The organism is Lacihabitans soyangensis, from assembly GCF_024343775.1.
Classification (GTDB): domain Bacteria; phylum Bacteroidota; class Bacteroidia; order Cytophagales; family Spirosomataceae; genus Leadbetterella; species Leadbetterella soyangensis.
This window is the reverse complement of the sequence record NZ_RJUF01000143.1, coordinates 1-1,741: the sequence shown is the minus strand read 5'-3', so window position 1 is coordinate 1,741 and position 1,741 is coordinate 1. Positions and strand designations below refer to the sequence as shown.

Here is a 1,741-nt window from a genome sequence, read left to right as displayed (position 1 = left end):
CCTTATCGCCTTTAAGACCTTGAATACCCTGCACACCTTGGTCGCCAGTGTCACCCTTGTCCCCTTTAAGCCCTTGAATACCCTGCACACCTTGGTCGCCAGTATCACCCTTATCGCCTTTAAGACCTTGAATACCCTGCACACCTTGATCGCCAGTATCACCTTTGTCCCCTTTAAGACCTTGAATACCCTGAACGCCTTGGTCGCCAGTATCGCCCTTATCACCTTTGAGTCCTTGAATACCCTGCACACCTTGGTCGCCAGTGTCGCCCTTGTCCCCTTTAAGTCCTTGAATACCCTGCACACCTTGGTCGCCAGTATCGCCCTTATCGCCTTTAAGACCTTGAATACCCTGCACACCTTGATCGCCAGTATCGCCCTTATCGCCTTTAAGACCTTGAATACCCTGCACACCTTGGTCGCCAGTGTCACCCTTGTCCCCTTTAAGCCCTTGAATACCCTGCACACCTTGGTCGCCAGTATCACCCTTATCGCCTTTAAGACCTTGAATACCCTGCACACCTTGATCGCCAGTATCACCTTTGTCCCCTTTAAGACCTTGAATACCCTGAACGCCTTGGTCGCCAGTATCGCCCTTATCACCTTTGAGTCCTTGAATACCCTGCACACCTTGGTCGCCAGTGTCGCCCTTGTCCCCTTTAAGTCCTTGAATACCCTGCACACCTTGGTCGCCAGTATCGCCCTTATCGCCTTTAAGACCTTGAATACCCTGCACACCTTGATCGCCAGTATCGCCCTTATCGCCTTTAAGACCTTGAATACCCTGCACACCTTGGTCGCCAGTGTCACCCTTGTCCCCTTTAAGCCCTTGAATACCCTGCACACCTTGGTCGCCAGTATCACCCTTATCGCCTTTAAGACCTTGAATACCCTGCACACCTTGATCGCCAGTATCACCTTTGTCCCCTTTAAGACCTTGAATACCCTGAACGCCTTGGTCGCCAGTATCGCCCTTATCACCTTTGAGTCCTTGAATACCCTGCACACCTTGGTCGCCAGTGTCGCCCTTGTCCCCTTTAAGTCCTTGAATACCCTGCACACCTTGGTCGCCAGTATCGCCCTTATCGCCTTTAAGACCTTGAATACCCTGCACACCTTGATCGCCAGTATCGCCCTTATCGCCTTTAAGACCTTGAATACCCTGCACACCTTGGTCGCCAGTGTCACCCTTGTCCCCTTTAAGCCCTTGAATACCCTGCACACCTTGGTCGCCAGTATCACCCTTATCGCCTTTAAGACCTTGAATACCCTGCACACCTTGATCGCCAGTATCACCTTTGTCCCCTTTAAGACCTTGAATACCCTGAACGCCTTGGTCGCCAGTATCGCCCTTATCACCTTTGAGTCCTTGAATACCCTGCACACCTTGGTCGCCAGTGTCGCCCTTGTCCCCTTTAAGTCCTTGAATACCCTGCACACCTTGGTCGCCAGTATCGCCCTTATCGCCTTTAAGACCTTGAATACCCTGCACACCTTGATCGCCAGTATCGCCCTTATCGCCTTTAAGACCTTGAATACCCTGCACACCTTGGTCGCCAGTGTCACCCTTGTCCCCTTTAAGCCCTTGAATACCCTGCACACCTTGGTCGCCAGTATCACCCTTATCGCCTTTAAGACCTTGAATACCCTGCACACCTTGATCGCCAGTATCACCTTTGTCCCCTTTAAGACCTTGAATACCCTGAACGCCTTGGTCGCCAGTATCGCCCTTATCACCTTT

At 51.7% G+C, this 1,741-nt stretch carries 1 pseudogene; it reads right to left on the bottom strand.

The features are described 5' to 3' along the window. Positions 1-1,741: pseudogene (locus tag EGI31_RS15100) on the bottom strand (collagen-like protein); the annotation flags it as partial.